The 19,916-nt window shown below is 71.0% G+C and carries 20 protein-coding genes; 3 read left to right on the plus strand and 17 right to left on the minus strand.

Annotation, left to right across the window (positions count from 1 at the left end; genetic code table 11):
* From ACWCPI_RS32605 to ACWCPI_RS32680, 16 genes are all read right to left on the minus strand, one after another.
* Positions 1-246 (minus strand): flavodoxin-dependent (E)-4-hydroxy-3-methylbut-2-enyl-diphosphate synthase (locus ACWCPI_RS32605; RefSeq protein WP_451041556.1); only part of this gene is annotated, 246 nt, incomplete at its 3' end.
* Between the two features lie 4 nt (positions 247-250).
* Positions 251-1,273, minus strand: coding sequence for an adenosyl-hopene transferase HpnH (gene hpnH / locus ACWCPI_RS32610; protein ID WP_451041557.1), 1,023 nt, complete (start codon positions 1,271-1,273; stop codon positions 251-253).
* A gap of 5 nt (positions 1,274-1,278) precedes the next feature.
* Positions 1,279-1,920: a phosphorylase family protein gene (locus ACWCPI_RS32615; protein ID WP_451041558.1), complete on the minus strand. Its 642-nt coding sequence runs from the start codon at positions 1,918-1,920 to the stop codon at positions 1,279-1,281.
* Positions 1,920-3,962, minus strand: coding sequence for a squalene--hopene cyclase (gene shc / locus ACWCPI_RS32620; RefSeq protein ID WP_451041559.1), 2,043 nt, complete (start codon positions 3,960-3,962; stop codon positions 1,920-1,922). The genes ACWCPI_RS32615 and shc overlap by 1 nt, the downstream gene beginning before the upstream one ends.
* A gap of 143 nt (positions 3,963-4,105) precedes the next feature.
* Positions 4,106-5,170: a polyprenyl synthetase family protein gene (locus tag ACWCPI_RS32625; RefSeq protein WP_451041665.1), complete on the minus strand. Its 1,065-nt coding sequence runs from the start codon at positions 5,168-5,170 to the stop codon at positions 4,106-4,108.
* A 71-nt stretch (positions 5,171-5,241) separates the two neighbouring features.
* A complete protein-coding gene (gene hpnE, locus ACWCPI_RS32630) occupies positions 5,242-6,669 on the minus strand; it encodes a hydroxysqualene dehydroxylase HpnE (RefSeq protein ID WP_451041560.1) in 1,428 nt (475 codons plus the stop codon).
* On the minus strand, positions 6,666-6,809 hold the full coding sequence (locus tag ACWCPI_RS32635) for a DUF6380 family protein (RefSeq protein ID WP_451041561.1): 144 nt from the start codon (positions 6,807-6,809) through the stop codon (positions 6,666-6,668). Before ACWCPI_RS32635 ends, hpnE begins: the two co-directional genes overlap by 4 nt.
* The gene (gene hpnD / locus ACWCPI_RS32640; RefSeq protein WP_451041562.1) at positions 6,809-7,771 is read right to left on the minus strand and encodes a presqualene diphosphate synthase HpnD; all 963 of its coding nucleotides are present in this window, start codon (positions 7,769-7,771) and stop codon (positions 6,809-6,811) included. The genes ACWCPI_RS32635 and hpnD overlap by 1 nt, the downstream gene beginning before the upstream one ends.
* Entirely contained in the window at positions 7,768-8,667 is a 900-nt protein-coding gene (hpnC, locus tag ACWCPI_RS32645; protein ID WP_451041563.1) for a squalene synthase HpnC, read from the minus strand. The genes hpnD and hpnC overlap by 4 nt, the downstream gene beginning before the upstream one ends.
* Positions 8,668-9,054: 387 nt before the next feature.
* Entirely contained in the window at positions 9,055-9,837 is a 783-nt protein-coding gene (locus tag ACWCPI_RS32650) for an ABC transporter ATP-binding protein (protein ID WP_451041564.1), read from the minus strand.
* Complete coding sequence (locus ACWCPI_RS32655; RefSeq protein ID WP_451041565.1) at positions 9,830-10,765, minus strand: ABC transporter permease; 936 nt, start codon at positions 10,763-10,765, stop codon at positions 9,830-9,832. The genes ACWCPI_RS32650 and ACWCPI_RS32655 overlap by 8 nt, the downstream gene beginning before the upstream one ends.
* Positions 10,766-10,861: 96 nt before the next feature.
* Complete coding sequence (locus ACWCPI_RS32660; protein ID WP_451041566.1) at positions 10,862-11,758, minus strand: glycosyltransferase family 2 protein; 897 nt, start codon at positions 11,756-11,758, stop codon at positions 10,862-10,864.
* Positions 11,759-11,763: 5 nt separating this feature from the next.
* Complete coding sequence (locus ACWCPI_RS32665; protein ID WP_451041567.1) at positions 11,764-12,543, minus strand: CDP-alcohol phosphatidyltransferase family protein; 780 nt, start codon at positions 12,541-12,543, stop codon at positions 11,764-11,766.
* Positions 12,521-13,582 carry an iron-containing alcohol dehydrogenase family protein gene (locus ACWCPI_RS32670; protein ID WP_451041568.1) on the minus strand — a complete coding sequence of 354 codons (1,062 nt, stop codon included), beginning with the start codon at positions 13,580-13,582 and terminating at the stop codon, positions 12,521-12,523. Before ACWCPI_RS32670 ends, ACWCPI_RS32665 begins: the two co-directional genes overlap by 23 nt.
* Positions 13,570-14,322 carry a phosphocholine cytidylyltransferase family protein gene (locus ACWCPI_RS32675; RefSeq protein WP_451041569.1) on the minus strand — a complete coding sequence of 251 codons (753 nt, stop codon included), beginning with the start codon at positions 14,320-14,322 and terminating at the stop codon, positions 13,570-13,572. The genes ACWCPI_RS32670 and ACWCPI_RS32675 overlap by 13 nt, the downstream gene beginning before the upstream one ends.
* Positions 14,319-16,118 (minus strand): DUF5941 domain-containing protein, encoded by a 1,800-nt coding sequence (locus ACWCPI_RS32680; protein WP_451041570.1) that lies wholly within the window; start codon positions 16,116-16,118, stop codon positions 14,319-14,321. Before ACWCPI_RS32680 ends, ACWCPI_RS32675 begins: the two co-directional genes overlap by 4 nt.
* 281 nt (positions 16,119-16,399) lie before the next feature.
* Here ACWCPI_RS32680 and galE point away from each other — a divergent pair, with 281 nt between their 5' ends.
* From galE to idi, 3 genes are all read left to right on the plus strand, one after another.
* The gene (gene galE, locus ACWCPI_RS32685; protein ID WP_451041571.1) at positions 16,400-17,371 is read left to right on the plus strand and encodes a UDP-glucose 4-epimerase GalE; all 972 of its coding nucleotides are present in this window, start codon (positions 16,400-16,402) and stop codon (positions 17,369-17,371) included.
* A gap of 156 nt (positions 17,372-17,527) precedes the next feature.
* A complete protein-coding gene (locus ACWCPI_RS32690) occupies positions 17,528-18,469 on the plus strand; it encodes a cation diffusion facilitator family transporter (RefSeq protein ID WP_451041572.1) in 942 nt (313 codons plus the stop codon).
* A 187-nt stretch (positions 18,470-18,656) separates the two neighbouring features.
* Positions 18,657-19,250: an isopentenyl-diphosphate Delta-isomerase gene (gene idi, locus ACWCPI_RS32695; protein ID WP_388806312.1), complete on the plus strand. Its 594-nt coding sequence runs from the start codon at positions 18,657-18,659 to the stop codon at positions 19,248-19,250.
* Between the two features lie 24 nt (positions 19,251-19,274).
* Here the strand turns inward: idi and ACWCPI_RS32700 are convergent, their stop codons facing one another.
* On the minus strand, positions 19,275-19,784 hold the full coding sequence (locus ACWCPI_RS32700; RefSeq protein ID WP_388807280.1) for an ATP-binding protein: 510 nt from the start codon (positions 19,782-19,784) through the stop codon (positions 19,275-19,277).
* Positions 19,785-19,916 lie beyond the last annotated feature (132 nt).

Here is a 19,916-nt window from a genome sequence, read left to right on the forward strand (position 1 = left end):
CAGGGCGTCGGCGTCGTCCTGGGTGGGGCAGGCGACGCGGACGATCTGGCAGCCGGAGGCCGTGAGCTCGGCGATCTGCTGGAGGGTGGCGCCGACGTCCGACGTACGGGTCGTCGTCATCGACTGCACCGACACCGGGGCACCGCCCCCGACCGCCACCGGACCGACCTGGATCCGCCGCGACACACGACGCTCGGCGATCGGCCGGAGGGGTACCTCGGGGACGCCCAAGGGGACGGCGGTCATGGCGTCACTCCCGGTTCCCGGAGACCGTCTCGCGCAGGGCGCGCAGCGACTCCTTGAGCGAGCCCATGGTGGCGAGGACGGCGGTCGGCTCGTAGCCGCAGTGCGCCATGCAGTTGGCGCAGCGCGGGTCCTTGCCACGGCCGTACTTGTCCCAGTCGGTGTCCTCGATCAGCTCCCGGTACGTCGGGACGTACCCGTCGCTCATCAGGTAGCAGGGGCGCTGCCAGCCGAAGAGGGAGTAGTTCGGGATCGCCCACGCGGTGCACGGGAAGTCGACCTTGCCCTCCAGGAAGTCCAGGAAGAGGGGCGAGTGGTTGAGCCGCCAGCGGCGCCGGTTGCCGCCCGCGAAGGCCTTTCTGAACAGCTCGCGGGTCTGCTCGACGCCGAGGAAGTGCTCCTGGTCGGGGGCCTTCTCGTAGGCGTAGGCGGGCGAGATCATCATCTCGTCGACCTTGAGGTCGTCGTTGAGGTAGTTGAGGACCTCGACGATCGTCTGCGGGGTGTCCGTGTTGAAGAAGGTCGAGTTGGTGGTGACCCGGAAGCCGCGCCTCTTGGCCTCCTTGATGGCCGCCACGGCCTCGTCGAACACGCCTTCCTTCGCCACCGACTCGTCGTGCCGCTCGCGCAGGCCGTCGATGTGCACGGCGAAGGCGAAGTAGGGCGAGGGCGTGAAGTCGTCCATCTTCTTGCGCAGCAGCATGGCGTTGGTGCACAGGAACACGTACTTCCGCCTGGCCACCAACTGCCGAGCGATCTCGTGGATCTGCGGGTGCATCAGGGGCTCGCCGCCGGCGATGGACACCATCGGCGCGCCGGATTCGAGCACCGCCCCCACGGCCTGGGCCACCGGCATGCGCTGCTTCAGGACTCCGGCGGGGTGCTGGATCTTGCCGCAGCCCTCGCACTTGAGGTTGCAGGCGTACAACGGCTCCAGCTCGACGATCAGCGGAAACTTTTCCCGCCTGCGCAGCTTCTGTTCGGCCAAGTAAGTAGCGACCTTGATGGACTGACGCAGTGGCATGGCCATCTGGCTCACCTCCTGGGGAGCAGCAAAGAACGGTGCCATTCGAAGAAAGCGGGCAGGACGGAACGAAGAACGCGGAAAGCCGATATTCCACCGCGCAACGTGCCGATCCGGACGAGTTCATGTTCTGGAGCGTCCACGACCACCCGGACGGCCGCAACCGGGCGCTCGCCCGCGCGCACGGCGCTCAGGAGCGTGGCCGCCGACTCCATGTCGACCGCGATCGCGCCGGTCGCCAGCAGCTCGGAGCGTTCCTGACCACGGATGACGTGGTCGGAGCCGGTGAGCGGGCCGGTGTGGACGGTGCGGCCCGGGACGGTCCGCACGAGTTCCTTGACGAGGAGCTCGGTCCCGACGCACGCGGTGGATCCCCCCGGATCCCGGGCCTCCTCGGCGACCACCAGGTCGCCGGGGTGCATCCCGGGGGCGAGACCGGCGCAGAAGCCCGTGGCGAGCACGGCGGCCCCGCTCAGCGCCGGCTCCGCCAGGGCCCGGGTGACGGAGCGCTCGGCCGCCTTGGGCCCCATGCCCGTACGGAGCACGGTGACGGGCCCGCCGGCGCCGCCGCGGTCGCTGGTGCGCAGGGCGAACTGCTCGATGCCGAGCGCACAGGCGATCAGCAGCGGGGCCGGGGCGGGCTTGGCGCTCATCAGCTCCCCTTGGCCTCGGCGAGCGGTTTTCCGGAGGTCGCCAACCCCTCGGAGGCGGTGGGCTTCTCGGCGAAGGGCTCCCCGTGGACGTACCGGCCGAGCGCGGTCAGCGGGAAGACCTGGCGATAGAGGTGGTAGTTGATCGAGAAGTCCCACGGGAACCCGGTACCGGTGAAGTACGGCTCGTCCCAGGAGCCGTCCTCGCGCTGGGTGGCCGCGAGCCACTGAACGCCCCGTTCGACGGCCTTGGAGTCCTTCTCGCCCGCGGCCAGCAGGGCCATCAGCGCCCACGCGGTCTGCGAGGCGGTCGAGGCGCCCCGGCCGCTCCACTGGCTGACGTACTTGTAGGAGCGCAGGTCCTCGCCCCAGCCGCCGTCGTCGTTCTGGACGGACTCCAGCCAGGCCACCGCGCGCCGGATCGCCGGGTGCGAGCCCGGGAAGCCCGCGGCCACCAGGGCGGGTACGACCGATCCGGTGCCGTAGACGTAGTTGACGCCCCAGCGCCCGAACCACGAGCCGTCCGGCTCCTGTTCGGCGAGCAGCCACCGGATGCCGCGCCGGGTACGCGGATCGTGGGCGAGGCCCTCGACCGCGAGCATCTCGACGACGTGCGCGGTGACGTCGGCCGACGGTGGGTCGATGACCTCGCCGAAGTCGCAGAAGGGCAGCCGGTTGGGGAACGGGCTGGTGTTGTCGACGTCGAAGGCGCCCCACGCCCCGTTGCGCGACTGCATCCCGAGGGTCCAGCGCACCCCGCGGCCGATCGCCTTCTCGACCCGCTCGGGGTCGTGGTGCCTGACGCGCCGCAGGGCGAGGACCACCTCGGCGGTGTCGTCGATGTCGGGGTAGTTGTCGTTGTGGAACTCGAACGCCCAGCCGCCCGGCGGAAGGTGAGGGCGCTTGACCGCCCAGTCGCCGGGGCGCACGATCTCCTCGCCCAGCATCCAGTCCGCGGCCTTGACGAGCTGCGGATGGTCGGCGGGCACTCCGGCGTCCGCCAGCGCGATGGTCGCCAGGCAGGTGTCCCAGACCGGTGACTGGCAGGCCTCGATCATCCGGGCCCCGTCCTCGCGCCAGACGGCGAACCGGTCCAGGGAGGCCAAGCCCTCGCGCATCACGGGGTGTTCGAGGTCGTAGCCGAGCAGATGCAGGGCGATGATCGAGTACACCGCCGGCGGCTGGATGCCGCCCCAGCAGCCGTCGTTCTCCTGCCGCTCGATGATCCAGCGGGCCGCGCTGTTCATGGCGGCCCTGCGCAGCTTGCGGGGGGCCACCTTGCGCAGCTGGTGCAGCGCCTTGTCGAGCCGCTGGAAGGCGCCGTCCCAAGTCGCCGCCGGGGCAAGGGGTTTGGGCGGATTGGGGTGCGCGGGATCGGTGTGCAGCTCGTCGAGCGGGAAGGGCGCGGGCCGCACCGGCCGCTTGGCGGAGACGATCGTCAACGGGACGATGGTCTGCCGGGCCCAGCAGCCGAAGTCGTAGATGTTGAGCGGCACCCACTTCGGGAAGTAGATCAGTTCCGGCGGGAGTTCGGGCAGGTCCTCCCACTTCCACCAGCCGAACAGGGCGAGCCAGATGCGGGTGAACACGCGCGCGGCCGCGATGCCGCCCCGCTCGCGGATCCAGGCGGCGGCTCTCGCCATGTGCGGGGCGTCGGGCGCGTCGCCGGCCAGGCGGAGGGCGACGTACGCCTCGACGGTGGTGGAGAGCTCGCCGGGGCCGCCGTGGAAGGTCGCCCAGGTGCCGTCCTCGCGCTGCTCGCCGCGGATGAAGAGCGCGGCGGCCTGCGTGGTCCTCTCGTCGCGGATGCCCAGGAACTGACGGAGCAGCAGGTCCTCGGCGTCCATCGTGACGTTCGTTTCGAGGTCGCCCTTCCACCAGCCCTGGGCGTCCTGCCTGGAGAGCAGGAAGTCGGTGGCGCGCCGGACCGCGTGCACGGCGGCTTCGTGGGCCCCGGCCGCCACGGGGGTCTCGATCTCGATGTCGCTGGCCGCGGCTGCCCGGGGCGGGAGCGCCCCGGTGCTTCCGTCGGTCGTCGCTGTCATGGCTTCCCCTTCGTGCAGTGCTCCTGGTAGTGCGTCTGCTGTGGGTCCGCCGTCGGCCGGTGCGCTGCTTCCAGCGGCACCGGCCGGCGACTACGCGAGGGCTATTCGACCGATATTGATCATCTCTTTTCGCCCGGTGGTGATCATCTCTTCCGTACGACGACGAAGTCGGCCAGCGCCGTGAACTGCGTCCGCACCCGCTCGGGCATGTCGACGGCGTCGAGGGCCTCGACGGCGACGGTGTGCTGGCGGCGCGCCTCTTCGGCGGTCCACTCGCGGCCGCCCGCCTCCTCGATGAGGGCGGCGCGGGCCGCGAACTCCTCCTCGGAGAAGTTCGCGAAGTCGCTGCCCTTGGCGTCGGCGGCGAGGATGTCGCCGAGCCGGTCGGAGGCGTCGCCGCCCGCCGCGAGCGCGGCCACCACCGGCAGGGACTTCTTGCGCTGGCGCAGGTCGCTCCAGGTCTGCTTACCGGTGGACACCGGGTCGCCCCAGATGCCGAGCAGGTCGTCGACGGCCTGGAAGGCCAGGCCCAGGTGGTAGCCGTACCTCTCCAGGGCGTCGGCGGTACGGTCGTCGGCGCCGCCGAGCACCGCTCCGATGGAGCTGGCGCAGGCGAGCAGGGCGCCGGTCTTGTTGCCCTCCATCTCCAGGCACTCCTCGACGCTGACGCGGTCGCGGTGCTCGTAGGAGATGTCCTGCGCCTGACCGTCGATCAGGGCGCGGGTGGCGGTGGTCAGACGGCGGGTGGCACGGCCGGCCTCGACGGTGCCGAGCTCCAGCAGGACCTCGTTGGCGAGGGCGAACAGGGCGTCGCCGACGAGGATGGCCTGGGCGGGGCCGTGCACCTTCCAGACGGTGTCGCGGTGGCGGCGCTGTTCGTCGCCGTCCATCAGGTCGTCGTGCAGGAGGGAGAAGTTGTGGACGAGTTCGACGGCGACGGCGCCGGGGATGCCGATCTCGGGCGCGGCGCCGGTGACCTCGGCGGAGAGCACCGCGAGGGCGGGGCGTACGGCCTTGCCGCCGTCGCCGGCCGTGGGGTTGCCCTCGGCGTCGATCCAGCCGAAGTGGTAGGCGGAAACGGTGTCCATGGGAGGGGCCAGGCGGTCGATCGCCGCCCGCAGTACCGGTGTGGCCAGGGTCCTCCCGCGCTCCAGGAGCGCGGCCACGTCCGCCGCGGTCTCTCGAGCGGCCTTCTCGGCCGGGGGCACAGTGGGCACAGTCTCTCCTCTTGTTGCGGTACCGGGGGTGCGGGGGCCTGCCTCGGTGTGCTGGTTCAGCATCAGGCCGCCTCCTCGACGTCGAAGAGGTGACCGGGGCGGGGCCGGCCCAGGGCGCTCAGCGCGGCGCCGGCCGCACTCACGCCGCTGCGGACCGCACTCTCCATGGTCGCGGGCCACCCTGTGGCGGTCCACGCTCCGGCCAGGTAGAGGCCGGGTGCCTGGGTACGGGCGCCGGGCCGCAGCCGCCCGACGCCGGGGGTGGGGGCGAACGTCGCCGTGCGCTCCCGGGTGACGAAGAAGTCCTTCACTTCGGCGCCGCGCGTCCTGGGCAAGAGCCGCTCCAGCTCCGGCAGGTACCGCTCGCGCAGCGCGGCGACGGGCTCGTCGATCTCGTCCTGCGCGGCCGACTGGGACAGGGCGAGGTACTGGCCCTCGCGCAGTCCCGAGGCCTCGGTGCGGTCGAACACCCACTGCACCGGGGTGCCGAGGGCCGCGAAGAAGGGCTTGCCGAGCACCTTGCGGCCGTACACGACATGGACGTTGAGGATCGGGGCGGTCCCGATCTCCAGCAGCCGCTCGGGAGCGTCGAGGGCACCGCCGGGCAGCAGGTCGTACGCCTCGCGCTGGGCCACGGCCAGTACGACGGCGTCCGCCCGGAGCGTCTCGCCGGGAACCTGGACGCTCCAGCCTCCGTTCCCCTCAGGGGTGATGGCGGTGACGCGGGTACGGACCTCGACGCGCACGCCCGCGGACTCGAGCGCCTTGCGAGCCAGCCGGTCGTGCAGGTCGCCGAGCGGGACGCGTGCCCAGCCGATGTCGGCGGCGCCCGGGTCGGAGAGCAGACCGGTCTTGAACACCATCGCGGCCAGCCCCAGCGAGGCGTCGCCCGCGACCGCGTTCAGGGTGGCGACCCCGACCAGGTCCCACAGGGCCTCGACGGCACGCGTCGACTGGCCGTGCTCGGCGAGCCAGCTGCCGAAGTCCTGGGCGTCCAGGGCAGGGTCGCCGAGGTCGAGGCCCTTGAGCGCGAGCGCGGCACGTCCGACCCTGGCGCGATCGGCGAGGGAGAGATGCGGATACGTCGCCAGGCTCCGGCCGAGGTGCAGGGGTACGGGCAGCGCGTCGCGCCGCAGCCTGCCGAGCCGCCGCCCCTCGGGCCGCGCGACGTCCAGCACGGGCACGTCGAGACGATCCTGCAGCGGTGCCAGCGCGGCCCCCTCGATCCGGTCGAGGAACCACCGGTAGGCGGTGCAGCAGCGCAGGTACACGTGCTGTCCGTTGTCGACGGTCAGTTCGCCGCGCTGGAAGGAGAACGCGAGGCCGCCGAGCCTCGGCCGGCCCTCGACCAGGGTGACCCGCACCCCGGCGTCGGCCAGGGAGAGCGCGGCGGTGATGCCGGCGAGGCCGCCGCCGACCACGACGGCGTGCTTCCCGGAGCCGCCGTAGATGTCCGCGAGCGCCTCGTCGGGCCGCGTGCCGTCGGTCATCGTGCACCCTCCCCTGCGCGACCGTCGTGCGGGTGGGTGAACGCCGCACGGCCGGTCGTCTCCGTCAGGGACGCGGCCGGACGGCGGAGGGTTGCCCGCCGCTTTTCACCGGTGGCATCACCTCGGACCGGAATGTCCATCAGGCACGCCTCCTGACCGCACGACTGACGCTTCGGCGGGTCACATGCCGGGTGTCCAGCCCGCTCAGGCCGCGCACGGCGACGTACGCCTTCTCGCGCCCCGGCAGCGAGACGCGGCCGCGCAGCACCGCCTGCGGGTCGCGCTCGATGCGGTCGAGGAGGCGGCGGTAGATGCCGGCCATGGCGGCGACGCAGGCGCCGCTGCGCCGGTCCAGCATCGGCAGCAGCCGGTAGCCCTCGGCGAAAAGAGCGCGGGCCCGTCGCACTTCGAAGTGCACGAGGCCCGCGAAGTCGGAGCCCTCCGGTGGTGTCGGTCCGCTGAAGCCGACCGAGCAGCCGAATTTGGCGAGGTCGTCGGAGGGCAGATAGGTACGCCCGCCCTCGCCGTCCTCGCGGACGTCGCGCAGGATGTTGGTGAGCTGGAGCGCCAGCCCGAGCGTGTCGGCGTACTCCGGCGCGCGCTCGACTCCGCGCGCCCCCGGTTCCGTGCCGAACACGCCGAGCGAGAGCCGTCCGATGGCGCCTGCGACACAGCGGCAGTAGACCTTGAGGTCGTCCCAGGTCTCGTAGGTCTCGCCGCGTACGTCCATCAGGACCCCGTCGATGAGTTCGTCGAGGCCGCCGAGCGGGATCGGGAAGGTGTCGGCGGCATGGGCGAGGGCGACGGCCACCGGGTCGATGTCGTCCTCGTCGACCGCCCGGTCACGGATCCGGGTCAGCAGCTCCCGGGTGTCCTCCAGCCTGGCGACCTTGACCTCGTCGGTCAGGGCGCCGTCGCCGATGTCGTCGACGCGGCGCGAGAACGCGTACAGCGCCGACATCGCGCGGCGCTTGGGCGTGGGCAGCAGGCGGATGCCGTACGCGAAGTTACGGGCCTGCCGCCCGGTGACGGCCTCGCAGTAGCTGTAGGCGGCGAGTACCGGTGCGGACGCGTGTGGTGCAGACTCCACGGTCCGGATCACCCCTCTCCTCGCAGAGTCACGCCCACCTCACGCAGCAACTGGAACCTGCTGGCTTTGGGCGGGCCGGGAAGTACGTCGTATTCGGCGGCGGCGATCGCGCCGATCGCCGCCCTTCCCCCCGCCACGAAACCCGCGAGCAGCAGCTTCAGCCTGCCGTGGACGCTACCCACCAAGGGGGTGCCTTCACTCAGGAGGTCCTGGGCACGTTCGGCTTCGTACGCCACCAGCGCGCGCACCGATGCGCCCGCCGTTTCGGCGGCGAGATCGGTTTCCTGGACGTGGAAGCGTTTCATGTCCGCGGCGGGCAGATAGATCCGGTCACGGCCGAGGTCCTCGGCGATGTCCTGAAGGTGCTCCACGATCTGCAGCGCGGTGCACACCGCGTCGGAGCGGCGGATCCGCTCGGGCGTCGCGGTACCGGTGACCGCGAGGACCAGACGGCCGACGGGGTTGGCGGACAGTTCGCAGTAGGCAAGGAGATCGTCGTAGGTCTCGTACCGTCCGACGAGCTGGTCCTGGCGGTTGGCGGCGATCAGGCCGAGGAAGGGCTCGGGGGTCAGCGAGCGGCGGCGGACGGTCGGCTGGAGGCGGCGCAGCAGGGGGTGGCGCGGGGTGCCGTCGAAGACCCGGCGCAGGTCGGCCTCGAAGGCGTCGAGCAGGACGAGGGGTTCCTCGGCGTCCTCGGGCGACACACCGAGCAGCCGGGCGTCGGCACCGCCGGGAGCGAGGTCGCCGTCGCCGATGTCGTCCACCAGACGGGCGAATCCGTAGACGGCCATGAGGTCGGTGCGCCAGGCCCTGGGCAGGAAGAACGGCGCCACGGGGAAGTTCTCCGTGGCGGCCTTGTCGAGCGTGTCGCGCTCTGGGTCACCTGCGCGGGTGCGCGTTCCCGTCACCGTGGACTGCCCGGGGCGGGGACGGCACGTGCTGCGTGGAGCTGGGGAGTTTCCGTAGCCATTGCCGTCACATCTCCCGTTCTACACCGCCGACCCAATGCATACTATTTCGGACACGCCGCCCGGCCGTCCGCGGCACAGCCCTGAGGGAGGGCGCCGTTCCTTATCGCCCCACTTGCCGCGTTTCGGTACCGGTACAGCTTACGTTGTACAACGGGGCGGGGCCTGTGAGGGTGTCCTGCGCATCACAACAACGCACCGATTGGCGTCAAGATTCCTACCGCCAGCCGGAGTTGACGTTTCCTTTGCAGACGCGGGGCCCCGCGGGGGCAGTTCCGGCGGGGCCCGGTCAAGCGTCCTGGGCCACATGGCCCATGCCGGGGTGGACTACTTGCCCGTGAACTTCTCGTACTCCTTGAGGACCTCGTCCGTAGGGCCGTCCATCCGCAGCTCGCCGCGTTCCAGCCACAGGACGCGGTCGCAGGTGTCGCGGATCGACTTGTTGTTGTGGCTGACGAGGAACACGGTGCCGGCTTCCTTGCGCAGCTCGCGGATGCGCTCCTCGGAGCGCTTCTGGAACTTGCGGTCGCCCGTGGCCAGCGCCTCGTCGATCATGAGGACGTCGTGGTCCTTGGCCGCGGCGATGGAGAACCGCAGCCGGGCCGCCATGCCGGAGGAGTACGTCCGCATCGGCAGCGTGATGAAGTCGCCCTTCTCGTTGATGCCGGAGAAGTCGACGATCTGCTGGTAGCGGGCCTTGATCTCCTCGCGGGACATGCCCATGGCGAGCCCGCCCAATATGACGTTGCGCTCGCCGGTCAGGTCGTTCATCAGGGCCGCGTTCACGCCGAGCAGCGAGGGCTGGCCGTCGGTGTAGACCTTGCCCTTCTCGGCGGGCAGCAGACCGGCGATGGCCCGCAGCAGGGTGGACTTCCCGGAGCCGTTGGAGCCGATCAGGCCGATGGCCTCGCCGCGGTAGGCGACGAAGGAGACACCGCGGACGGCGTGCACCTTGCGCACGCCCCGCTCCTCGCCGCGCTTGAGGATGCGGCTGAGCGCGGCGGTGGCACTGCCCTTGCCGGACTTGGCGCCGTTGACGCGGTAGACGATGTGCAGCTCGTCGGCGATGACGGTGGGGACGCGCGGACCGTCCTTCTTCGGCTCAGCCACGGCCGTACCTCTCTTCCGCCTTCCAGAAGTAGACGAAGCCGACCGCACCGGCCAGCAGCGCCCAGCCCAGTGCGAAGGCCCACACGTGCGGGGGCAGATAGGAGGAGCCGTAGCCGTCGATCATCGCGAAGCGGACCAGGTCCATGTAGATCGCGGCGGGGTTCCACTGCAGGACGTCCGAGAGCCAGCCCGGCACGTCCTTGCCCGCGAGCATCGCGGGAATGCTGAACATCACGCCGGACGCGTACATCCAGGTGCGCAGCACGAACGGCATCAGCTGAGCGAGGTCGGGCGTCTTGCTTCCCATCCGGGCGAAGATCAGCGCAAGCCCGGTGTTGAAGACGAACTGCAGGACCAGCACGGGCACCACGAGCAGCCAGGACAGGTCGGGGTAGGTGCCGAAGGCCACCATGATCACGACCAGCACGACCATCGAGAACAGCAGCTGCTGGAGCTGCTGCAGCGCGAACGAGATCGGCAGCGAGGCCCGGGGGAAATGCAGCGCGCGCACCAGGCCGAGGTTGCCGGAGATGGCTCGCACGCCCGCGAGCACCGAGCTCTGGGTGAAGGTGAAGACGAACACCCCGGTCACCAGGAACGGCACGTAGATGTCGTGCGGGATGCCCTCCCGGGCCCCCAGCAGCAGCCCGAAGATGAAGAAGTACACGGCCGCGTTCAGCAGCGGGGTCGCCACCTGCCAGAGCTGGCCGAGCTTCGCCTGGCTGTACTGGGCGGTCAGCTTCGCCCGCGAGAACGCGAGGATGAAGTGCCGCCGGTCCCAGAGCTGGCGGACGTACTGGAACAGCGAGGGGCGGGCGCCGCTCACGGACAGCCCGTACTTGGCGGCGAGCTGTGCCGCCGTGAGGCCCTCGTCGGGCGACGGAGCCGCGCTCACCGCGACTCCGCCGTCGTGCGTTGTCTCACTCACCAGTTGAAACTTTCGTCTTCGAGATGCGCAGCCTGTGCGGGCATGGCATGAACCTGGGGCCCGGACGGGGCCCGGGGGCTCTCAGGACCGAGCTTGTCAGATGACGGGAGGCCGGCCCAGTCGAGTCAGCCGCCACACCGTACGCCACTTCATGGGCCGGCGTGGACCGCAGGCAGTGGTCCACCCTTCCCGGAATCCGCCGAACCATGCCTTCAGGGCGGGGCGGGAGGGCCGGCGGACGAGGGTGAGCAGCATCCAGACGCCCAGATAGACCGGGACGAGGAGGGCCGGGAGGTTGCGGCGGGCGAGCCAGACACGGTTGCGGGCGACCATGCGGTGGTAGACCGCGTGCCGCGAGGGCGCGGTCGTGGGGTGGTACAGCACCATGTCGGACCGGTAGTCGATCATCCAGCCCGCGTCGAGGGCCCGCCATGCCAGGTCGGTTTCCTCGTGGGCGTAGAAGAATTCGTCCGGGAGACCGCCGACTTCGGCGAAGACCTGGGTGCGGACGGCGTTCGCGCCGCCGAGGAAGGTGGTGACCCGGGAGGAGCGCATCGGGTCGGAGGCCCGCAGCCTCGGGACGTGCCGGCGCTGGGTGACGCCGGTGTCCGGGTCGGCGATCCGGAAGCTGATGATGCCGAGCTTCGGGTCGGCCTCGAACGCCTGGCGGCACAGCTCGGCGGTGTCGTGGTGGGCGAGGAGGCCGTCGTCGTCGAGGAAGAGCAGGATGTCGACGTCGCGGCCGCTGGGGCCGAAGGCCTCGATGCCGACGTTGCGCCCGCCGGGGATGCCGAGGTTCTCGGGCAGCTCGACGGTGCGGACGCCCTCGGGGACGTCCGGTACCGGCGAGCCGTTGCCGACGACGACCACCTCGACCCGGTCGCCGTCCTGCTTGGCGACCGAGTCGAGCAGGGCACGCAGCTCGTCGGGGCGGTTGCCCATGGTGATGATGACCGCGCCGACCTTCGGCGAGGTTGCCGGTGAGGAGCCCATGCCGCTCACTTCAGCCTGCTGGAGGCGAGGATGGAGACGAGGTGCAGCAGGGTCTGCAGCAGCGCGACACCGGCGAGCACGGCCACACCGAGCCGGGAGAAGAAGAGGTCGCCGCGGACCTGGTCGGCGATGGCCAGGGCCAGGATCAGCAGGGACGCCTCGATGCCGAGGATCAGACGGTGGAACTTGAGCGCGGCGGCGGCCTTGCGGGCCAGCGCCATCCCGGAGGAGCGCATCTCGGAGGCGGTCTCCTTGACCGGGGGCTTGCCGGCCTGGTGGCGGGCGACGCCGACGAGGTCGGTCTCCGCCTTGATCAGGATGGCGCCGAGCGCGGCCAGGGTGCCGAGGAACGCCCACAGCCAGTCGATACGGCCGCTGCCCCACAGGTCGGCGGCGCGCAGACCGAAGCCGACGAGCACGGCGGCATCGGTGAGGTAGGCGCCGACGCGGTCCAGGTAGACACCGTTGAGGGAGTACTGCTTCTTCCAGCGGGCGATCTCGCCGTCGACGCAGTCCAGCAGCAGATAGAGCTGGACGCACACCACACCGAGCACGGCACCCGGGATCCCCGGCACGAGGAGCGCCGGGGCCGCGAGCACGCCGAAGACGGTCATCAGGTACGTGAGCTGGTTGGGCGTGACCCTGGTGTTCACCAGGTAGCGGTCGACCCGCAGGGACACCTCACGCATGTAGAGGCGTCCCATCCAGTGCTCACCGCTGCGCCTGTCCTTCACCCCCGCGGGGTGAACGACGGGGCGGAGTTCAGCTACCGATGGCCTTGACATAGTCGGCGTAGATGTCCTTGATCTGGTCGGTTGTCAGGTCGAGGTGTTCGAGGATCGTGAAGCGGCCGGGCCGGGTCTGCGGAGCGAAGTCCACGACGCGGACGAACTCGTCGTCCGTGAAGCCGATCTCCTTGGGCAGTACCGGCAGCCCGTGCCGACGCAGCACCTCGGCCATGAAGGCCGACTCCTCGTGGGCTCCGCGCAGGTACATCGCGAAGGCCGCGCCCAGACCGCACTGCTCGCCGTGCGCGGCCGCGCGCTTGGGGAACAGCAGGTCGAAGGCGTGGTTGATCTCGTGGCACGCCCCGGAGGACGGGCGGGAGTCACCCGACACCGACATCGCGATACCGCTCAGCACCAGCGCCTCGGCCAGTACCTGCAGGAAGTCGGTGTCCCCTATGCCGCCGGGGTGCCGGAGCACCGCCTCACCGGCCTGGCGGGCGATCGCGGCGGCGAGGCCGTCGATCTTCTCGCCCGTGACGCGGTGGGCGAGCTCCCAGTCGGCGATCGCGGAGACGTTGGAGATGGCGTCACCGATGCCGGCGCGCACGAAGCGGGCCGGGGCCTCGTGGATGACGTCGAGGTCGATGACGACGGCGATCGGGTTCGGCACACCGTAGGAGCCGCGGCCCGCGTCGTTGTCGAGGGTGGCGACCGGCGAGCACAGGCCGTCGTGCGCGAGGTTCGTCGGTACGGCGACCAGGGGCAGGCCGACGCGCGCCGCGGCGAACTTGGCACAGTCGATGATCTTGCCGCCGCCGAGGCCGACGACCGCGTCGTAGTGGCCGGCCTTTATGTCGCTCGCCAGCCGGACCGCGTCGTCGAGGGTGCCGCCGCCGACCTCGTACCAGCTGGCGCCGGGCAGCGCGGGAGCGAGCCGCTCCTTGAGCCGGGCCCCGGAGCCGTTGCTGACGGCGACGGCCAGCTTGCCGGAGTGCGAGATGCGCTCGTCGGCGAGCACGCAGGCCAGGTCGTCGAGGGCACCCGGGCGGATGTCCACGACGACCGGCGAGGGGATGAGCCGGGTCAGTACTGGCACGCGATCTCCCGTCCGCGGGCCAGATCGTCGTGGTTGTCGATCTCCACCCACTTGACGTCGCCGATCGGCGCCACGTCGATCCGGAAGCCGCGGTTCACGAGCTCCTGGTAGCCGTGCTCGTAGAACTGCTGCGGGTCGGTCTCCCAGACGGTCTTCAGGGCGTCGGCCAGCTCGGGGGCGGCGTCGCCCTCGATGAGGGTGACGCCGATGTACTCGCCGGTGGCCTCGGCGGGGTCCATCAGCTTGGTGATCTTCGTCATGCCCCGGGCGGGGTCGACGACGACCTTCATCTCCTCGTCGGCGAGGTCCTTCACCGTGTCCAGGGCGAGGATGATCTTCTTGCCGTCGCCGCGGGCTGCGAGCAGCGTCTTCTCGACGGAGACCGGGTGGACGGTGTCGCCGTTGGCGAGGATCACGCCGTCCTTGAGTGCGTCACGGCCGCACCACAGGGAGTAGGCGTTGTTCCACTCCTCGGCCTTGTCGTTGTCGATGAGGGTGAGCTTGAGGCCGTACTTCGCCTCCAGCGCCTCCTTGCGCGCGTACACGGCCTCCTTGCGGTAGCCGACGATGACCGCGACCTCGGTGAGACCGATCTCGGCGAAGTTGCCGAGGGTGAGGTCGAGAACCGTGGGTTCGCCCTCTATGCCCGCGGGGCCCACCGGCACCAGAGCCTTGGGAAGGCTGTCGGTGTAGGGGCGCAGACGCCGTCCGGCGCCGGCCGCCAGCACGAGGCCGATCATGCGGGTTCTCCTTCATCGTGTACGGCGGGCGCGCCACCCTTGTGGGCGGACACCCAGAAGCGGATGCTCTCGACGAGCACCACCAGGGCCACGGCCACGGCGAGGACCGTGAGCGCGACCGTGAACTGCGAGGCGGAGAGCACCGCGGCGAGGACGGTGACGAGCAGCGTCCGTCCTTCGTGCCCCCCGATGGCGCGCACCAGCCAGGCCGGGGGCGCTCCGGCGTTGCCGCGGATGCGGTACACCGTGTCGTAGTGATGGTAGGCGACCGCGGCCACCAGCCCGAAAGCCGCAGGAAGGGCTCCGTTCACGTCCGCCTTGGCCGCGAGGATCAGAACGGTGCCGTACTCGGCGGCGCGGAAGAGGGGCGGGACCAGCCAGTCGAGGGCGCCCTTGAGGGGGCGGGCGAGCGCCAGGGCGCTGAGCGCGACGTAGAAGACGGCGACCAGGGCGGGAAGCCGGCTGCCGTGCGGGGCCAGGGCGACGGTGAACAGCATCGCGGCGGCGCCCATGAGCGCCGAGGCGAACGGGGTCTTCAGCGGCCAGGCGACCTTGCTCAGTCCCTCGGCGAGCGGGCCGTTGTCGGCCAGGTCCGCGAGCGCCTGCGCGGCCCGGTCGGTGCGCTCGGCCCTGCGGGTCACCGAGCGCAGCACACGGCCCGCCGTGGTGTACGTCGCCGCGAAGGCGCAGCCGATGAGCAGCGCGTAGAAGGTGATGCGAGGTGTGGTGAGCGCCGTCAGCACCGCGATCATCGCCCAGCGCTCGCCGATCGGCAGGACGATCATCCGGCGCACCCACACCGTCCATCCGACGCTGTCGAGCTTGTCGGAGAGAGCGGCGGTGGGGCTGGTGTTGGCCGTGGCGTCGTGGTTGGCCTCGTTGAAGGAGAAGTCGACGACGTGCCGGCAGGTCTGCAGGACCATCGCGCCGAGGGCCAGGGCCCACACGTCGTCGCCGCCGCGGGCCGCGCCCAGGGCGAGGCCGGCGTAGTAGGCGTACTCCTTGGCGCGGTCGAAGGTGGCGTCGAGCCAGGCGCCGAGCGTGGAGTACTGCAGGGAGTAGCGGGCGAGCTGGCCGTCGGCGCAGTCGAGGACGAAGGAGAAGATCAGCAGGATGCCGGCCGCGACGAAGCCGCCCCGGGTGCCGGTGGCCGCGCAGCCCGCCGCGATGAGGGCGGTGACCAGGGAGGCGGTGGTGACCTGGTTCGGGGTCAGACCCCGGCGGGCGCACCAGCGGGCGATGTAGCGGGAGTACGGGCTGATGCAGAACGTCGTGAAGAAGCCGTCGCGGGCCTTCACGGCCGACCTCAGGCGCACGGCCTCGTCGTCGACGGAGGCGACGGACTGCCGGGCCTCGTTGCGGGCCTGCGGGTCGGCCGGGACCACGGCGACCAGGCTGCCGAGCTCGGGGCGGTGCACGTCGGTGCCGTCGGCGTCGAGGGCGGTGACGATGCGGTCGGCGAGGCTGTCCACGGCGACCGCCGCACCGCCGTCCGCGGAGGTCTCGCGGGCCATGGCACGGGTCAGGGCCTGCCGTCCGGCGGCCTGGGCGGTCACGGCGCCCGGGATCGCGGCGAGCGGGAAGCGCGGGTCGGTCAGGCCGAGGCGCAGGGCGTGCAGGTGGCCGACGAAACGGGCGTCGACGACGGCGACCCGCTGGTCGCCGGGCACCTGGGCGAGGAGGGTCTCGGCGTCGGCCGGGTCGGTGGCGACCCGCACGTCGTAGCCGAGCGACCGCAGATCGCCCTCGATCGACGATCCGGGGACCGGCTGACCGGTGAGGATGGCGGTCGACAACCGAACTCACTCCCTGGGTGCCGGCGTGTTCGCGCCGGTCATGTGCATGTGTGGGGGCGCCCCTTGCCGGTGACGGCCGAGCGGCATGTCGGCAGAGGCTATCGGATGGTTGGAAGCCTGCGTTCACCACCCGTTCGGCGGAGCGATCAATGTGGTTCGCCCGGCGCCTCGCCGCGATCATCATCGGGGATCCGGGGGCCGGCCCACAAACCCGCGCCCGCAGACCGGGGCATCGGGGACATTGCATCCGGCGCCGGCGCCTCGGCATAGGGTGGGCCACCATGACATGGCTGATCACAGGCGGAGCCGGCTACATCGGGGCACATGTGGCGCGGGCCATGACCGACGCCGGCGAGCGCGTTCTCGTACTGGACGACCTCTCGGCCGGGGTTCCCGCGCGGCTCCCGTCGCGGATCCCGCTCGTCGAGGGCTCGTCGCTGGACGGCGAGCTGCTCAAGCGGGTGTTCGCCGAGCACGCGGTGACCGGGGTGGTGCATCTCGCCGCGCGCAAGCAGGTCGGTGAGTCCGTGGCACAGCCGACGCGCTACTACCAGGAGAACGTGGGCGGTCTCGGCACGCTCCTGGCGGCGGTGGCCGAGGCCGGGATCAGGCGGTTCGTGTTCTCGTCGTCCGCGGCCGTCTACGGCGCCCCGGACGTCGACCTGATCACGGAGGACACCGCGTGCGCGCCGGTGAACCCGTACGGCGAGACCAAGCTGGCCGGGGAGTGGCTGGTGCGGGCGGCGGGCCGGGCGCACGGCATCGCGACGGTGTGCCTGCGCTATTTCAACGTCGCGGGGGCCGCCTCGCCCGAGCTGGCCGACACGGGCGTCTTCAACATCGTCCCGATGGTCTTCGACCGGCTCACCCGGGACGAGGCCCCGCGGATCTTCGGCGACGACTATCCGACGCCGGACGGCACCTGCGTCCGTGACTACATCCATGTGGCCGACCTCGCCGAGGCGCACCTGGCGGCGGCTCGACGGCTGACGGACCCGGGCGTGAGCGGCGACCTGACGGTCAACATCGGTCGCGGCGAGGGGGTGTCCGTGCGCGAGCTGATCACGGTGATCGGCGAGGTCACCGGGGATCGGCGGCCCGCGCTCGTCGAGGCGCGGCGTCCCGGGGACTCCCCCCGCGCGGTCGCCTCGGCCTCGCTGGCCGCCGCGGAACTCGGCTGGACGGCCCGGCGCGGGGTACGCGAGATGGTCGAGTCGGCATGGCGGGGCTGGCTGCTGCACCACGGCGGCTGACCACCCAGGCTCTGACCTGCACACTCGTTTCCGCAGGTCAGAGCATATGACAACGGTGTTCAATGCCGCGTTGCCCCATACCCCCCACCCGTAGTTGACTGTGATCCCGGAACGCACATTCGATCGTCCGACGGACCGCAGAAGGGCGGCTTTCTCATGGGGGCTGGGCACGACCACGGGCACGGGCATACGCACGTGCCGACGAGCGGTACGGCTGCTGCCGCGTATCGCGGAAGGCTGCGCGTCGCGCTGTCGATCACGCTCGCCGTCATGCTGGTCGAGATCGTCGGGGGCGTCGTCGCCGACTCGCTCGCCCTGGTCGCGGACGCGGCGCACATGGCGACGGACGCGGTGGGCCTGGGCATGGCCCTGCTCGCGATCCACTTCGCGAACCGGCCGCCGAGCACGAAGCGCACCTTCGGCTACGCCCGCGCGGAGATCCTCGCCGCCCTCGCGAACTGCCTGCTCCTGCTGGGCGTCGGCGGCTACGTCCTGTACGAGGCCGTCGAGCGGTTCTTCACGCCGGCGGACACCGAGGGCGGCCTGATGATCGTGTTCGGCGCCATCGGCCTGGTCGCGAACATGATCTCGCTGACGCTGCTGATGCGGGGCCAGAAGGAGAGCCTGAACGTGCGCGGCGCGTTCCTCGAGGTGGCGGCGGACGCGCTCGGCTCGCTCGCGGTGCTGATCTCGGCGGCGGTCATCCTGGTCACCGGCTGGCAGGCCGCCGACCCGATCGCCTCGCTGGTCATCGGCCTGATGATCGTGCCGCGCACCTTCAAGCTGCTGCGCGAGACCCTCGACGTGCTGCTGGAGTCGGCTCCGAAGGGCGTCGACATGGCCGAGGTGCGGTCCCACATACTCGCCCTCGACGGCGTCGAGGACGTCCACGATCTGCACGCCTGGACGATCACGTCCGGCATGCCGGTGCTGTCGGCGCACGTGGTGGTCAGCTCCGACATCCTCAACGGGATCGGCCACGAGAAGATGCTGCACGAGCTGCAGGGCTGTCTCGGCGACCACTTCGACGTGGAGCACTGCACCTTCCAGCTGGAGCCGAGCGGGCACGCCGAGCACGAGGCGCGGCTCTGCCACTGAACATCCGTACGGTCCGACAAGACGCCAGTACGGTCGGAATGCAGCGATCCGGTGGTCGGTCGCGTCCTCATGCCCACAGCACCCCTTCGGACGGTTCCGTGCCCGCCGCGCCGGGCACGATCAACTGCCGGGAGTGCCGGATTCGTACGGCACACTTGGGGCGCGAAGACCGACGTGAAGGATGGCTATGCCGATCACACCTGCGACCGCGACACACAGCCCGTCGAACGGCGCCGCAGACGCGATTTTGCTGGAACTGGTCGACGAGAACGGTGTGACGATCGGCACCGCGGAGAAGCTCGCCGCCCATCAGCCCCCGGGGCAGCTGCACCGCGCCTTCTCCGTGTTCCTCTTCGACGAGTACGGCCGGCTGCTGCTCCAGCGGCGGGCGCTCGGCAAGTACCACTCCCCCGGCGTGTGGTCCAACACCTGCTGCGGTCACCCCTACCCCGGCGAGGCGCCCTTCGCGGCCGCGGCCCGGCGCACGCACGAGGAACTCGGCGTCTCCCCGTCGCTGCTCGCCGAGGCGGGGACGGTCCGCTACAACCACCCCGACCCGGACTCGGGCCTGGTGGAGCAGGAGTACAACCACCTCTTCGTCGGCATGGTGCAGGCCCCGGTGCGCCCGGACCAGGAGGAGGTGGGCGAGGTCGCGTTCGTCACCGCCGCCGAACTGGCGGAGCGGCACGCCAAGGACACCTTCTCGTCGTGGTTCATGACCGTGCTCGACGCGGCCCGCCCCGCGATCAGGGAGCTGACGGGCCCGTCGGCCGGCTGGTGACGAGCCGGGCCCGACGCACGGGTGTCAGGGCACGTGCACGGGTTTGAGCGGAACGGCGGCCCAGATCACCTTGCCGCCGTTCGCCGTGTGCTCGACATCGCACACCCCGCCCGCCTCCCGCGTGATCTCGCGCACCAGGAGCAGGCCACGGCCGCCCGTCCGGCCGTGGTCCGCCTCCAGCGCGGTCGGGCGGTAGGGGTGGTTGTCCTCCACGGAGACCCGCAGCCATTCGGCGCCCACGGCGACCTCCACGGCGAGCATCGGTGACAGCAGCGCCGCATGCCGGACGGCGTTCGTGACCAGCTCCGAGACGATCACCAGCAGCCCCTGGACCAGGTCGTCCGGCACCGGTACGCCCTGGCGGTACAGCAGGTCCCGCACGGCGTGCCGCGCCTGCGGGACCGAGGCGTCCACGGCCGGGGCGGTGAACCGCCAGACACCCTCGTACGGCAGTGGATTCGGCGGCCGCTGATCGAGGGGCTCGTCCGCGCCGCCTGCTGGGCGTGGGCCGGACCCGCGCCCGTGGTTCTCCATCGTCCGGTCGCCATCCTCGCGCTCGATTGTCACCACACGTCGAGTGTTGGTAACGCGCAGGGCCGGACCATGGCACTGAACACAAGTCAGCAGGTATCGAGCGTTTCTGATCGTTGGCGTATGACACCGTCA

Source organism: Streptomyces sp. NPDC001920 (assembly GCF_053594495.1).

Bases quoted from the DNA above. Each gene is read 5' to 3' on its own strand.
- ACWCPI_RS32665 (WP_451041567.1), bottom strand. From the start codon at position 12,543: ATGTCAAGGCCATCGGTAGCTGAACTCCGCCCCGTCGTTCACCCCGCG.
- shc (WP_451041559.1), bottom strand. From the start codon at position 3,962: ATGACAGCGACGACCGACGGAAGCACCGGGGCGCTCCCGCCCCGGGCA.
- ACWCPI_RS32660 (WP_451041566.1), bottom strand. From the start codon at position 11,758: ATGGGCTCCTCACCGGCAACCTCGCCGAAGGTCGGCGCGGTCATCATC.
- ACWCPI_RS32615 (WP_451041558.1), bottom strand. From the start codon at position 1,920: ATGAGCGCCAAGCCCGCCCCGGCCCCGCTGCTGATCGCCTGTGCGCTC.
- ACWCPI_RS32690 (WP_451041572.1), top strand. From the start codon at position 17,528: ATGGGGGCTGGGCACGACCACGGGCACGGGCATACGCACGTGCCGACG.
- ACWCPI_RS32635 (WP_451041561.1), bottom strand. From the start codon at position 6,809: ATGGACATTCCGGTCCGAGGTGATGCCACCGGTGAAAAGCGGCGGGCA.
- ACWCPI_RS32675 (WP_451041569.1), bottom strand. From the start codon at position 14,322: ATGATCGGCCTCGTGCTGGCGGCCGGCGCCGGACGGCGTCTGCGCCCC.
- hpnH (WP_451041557.1), bottom strand. From the start codon at position 1,273: ATGGCCATGCCACTGCGTCAGTCCATCAAGGTCGCTACTTACTTGGCC.
- ACWCPI_RS32700 (WP_388807280.1), bottom strand. From the start codon at position 19,784: ATGGAGAACCACGGGCGCGGGTCCGGCCCACGCCCAGCAGGCGGCGCG.
- hpnE (WP_451041560.1), bottom strand. From the start codon at position 6,669: ATGACCGACGGCACGCGGCCCGACGAGGCGCTCGCGGACATCTACGGC.
- idi (WP_388806312.1), top strand. From the start codon at position 18,657: ATGCCGATCACACCTGCGACCGCGACACACAGCCCGTCGAACGGCGCC.
- galE (WP_451041571.1), top strand. From the start codon at position 16,400: ATGACATGGCTGATCACAGGCGGAGCCGGCTACATCGGGGCACATGTG.